The organism is Bacillus sp. JJ664, assembly GCF_036962205.1.
Lineage (GTDB): Bacteria > Bacillota > Bacilli > Bacillales > Bacillaceae_G > Gottfriedia.
On the sequence record NZ_JBALMS010000121.1, the window covers coordinates 1 to 1,787 of the forward strand.

General features: G+C 33.2%; 2 protein-coding genes and 1 pseudogene. 1 reads left to right on the forward strand and 2 read right to left on the reverse strand.

The window, feature by feature from the left end; translation table 11 throughout:
- Positions 1–58 precede the first annotated feature (58 nt).
- Entirely contained in the window at positions 59–382 is a 324-nt protein-coding gene (locus V7056_RS17065) for a hypothetical protein (RefSeq protein ID WP_499703607.1), read from the forward strand.
- 15 nt (positions 383–397) lie between these two features.
- On the opposite strand, the gene V7056_RS17070 is transcribed toward V7056_RS17065, so the two are convergent.
- Entirely contained in the window at positions 398–1,246 is an 849-nt protein-coding gene (locus tag V7056_RS17070) for an EcsC family protein (RefSeq protein ID WP_499703608.1), read from the reverse strand.
- Between the two features lie 104 nt (positions 1,247–1,350).
- A pseudogene (locus tag V7056_RS17075) lies at positions 1,351–1,787 on the reverse strand (acetate kinase); the annotation flags it as partial.

The following is a 1,787-nucleotide window of genomic DNA, read 5'->3' on the forward strand; positions in this document are numbered from 1 at the left end:
AACAAATTGTTTCCGTTATTTTTTTCAATGTATAATATAGTGTAGAGGGGGAGTACGGATGTTACAAGATTATTTTTCATTTGATGAACGATTAGGTATTTTACTACCCAACTTATTATTAGACTGGGAAGATTACTCTCACGAACAGCAACAGGCTATTCTGACAGAATGGGAATGCATTAGAGGAAATATTCCTGATCGGATTAAACAGCTTGAGTACTCAATTAATCATAAACAAGAGCAATTAAATAACGAAGCTAATTTTGTCGTTAGCTGTAAACTAAATTCTGAAATTGCGGAATTAGCTTCCATTATTAATGATTTATGGATTTGGTTTAGAAGTAATCAAAAAGTATCTGATGATATGAAGATACATGGATAAAAAAAGGGCCAACAGTTAAACTGTTGGCTCTTTTTTGATTCGCTTTGATAACAATCTATATTGATAAAAAGCTTTCGTATACTCTAAAACGTTTTTTGTAAGATTTTCGTTCCATTTGGCCCCAACAGCTATTCCAGCTACTGGTACCCCACCAATTAAACGATTTTTCAAAGAATGTAGAATAAACAACTTACTAAATTGTAGAAATAATGTTTGATAAACTTCTTCTCCGTTGAACTCACTATCCCAAATTGCAAATACATCCTCATCTTCATGCTTCAAAGTATCGGTCATAAGTGTATGCCATCTCTCATATTTTACTGGCGATGGGAGTAATGCACCTTGCAACACCTTTAAACAACATTCCATTTCTAATGGAATACTGACGTCATATCCATAGCACATAGCAATTTCTTGGACAGTTTTCAGATTTACTAGTAATAAAGCCGGTAAATCACAAAACATCGCAAGTTTAGAACTCGTGCCGCTTAACCCACCTTGTACACTTGAAATAATGAGTGCTTTAGAAATCTCTTGTTCGGCTAAAAAATTCAGTTGGCGTATTGGTAAATTCCTTAAGTCATTAATTTTTGTTATATCACTTCTTAAAATTTGTGCTCTTCGTAAAATATCATTTTTCTTTTCATGGAAATGCTTAGAAGTTTGTAATAAGGATTGCGAGTGAAAGAATGTTGTTGATAAAAAATCATTAAAAGCATCAGAATATGCATGAGGAATTTTTTTAGAAATATAAGAAGAGGCTTTTTTAAACATCTGCTCAAATCGATTTGAGCTATTGTGTCTTTTTTCATTCATCCTTTCACTAATCTCTAACCAAAGATTTAATTCTTTTATACTGTCCATACCATCACCTCAAAGTATAAAAAAACGTAGAGCGCCAAAAAAAGTGAACTCATAATAAGAATATGAGATTTTCTTTTTTTGTATGCTCTACGTTAAATTAAATATTACATTCCAATACGAACAACGTCTCTTGCGATGACAACTTCTTCATTCGTTGGAATAACGATTACTTTAACTGGTGAGTGATCAAAGCTAATGAAAGCTTCTTTTCCTCTTATATTATTTTTACTTGGATCGAAGTAAACTCCCATAAATTCTAGTCCTTCTAATACTGATTCACGAATTTCCGGACCATTTTCACCGATACCTGCTGTGAAAATAATCGCATCGACACCTTTCATTCGTGCAGCGTAAGAACCTAAATATTTATGGATACGACTTACAAATACATCCTGCGCAATAATTGCACGTTTGTTACCTTCTTCTGCTGCTGTTTCAATATCACGTAAATCACTAGAGAAACCTGAAATTCCAAGCATACCGCTCTCTTTATTTAGAACATCAAGTACTTCTTCTGCCGTTTTCCCTGTTTTTTCCATGA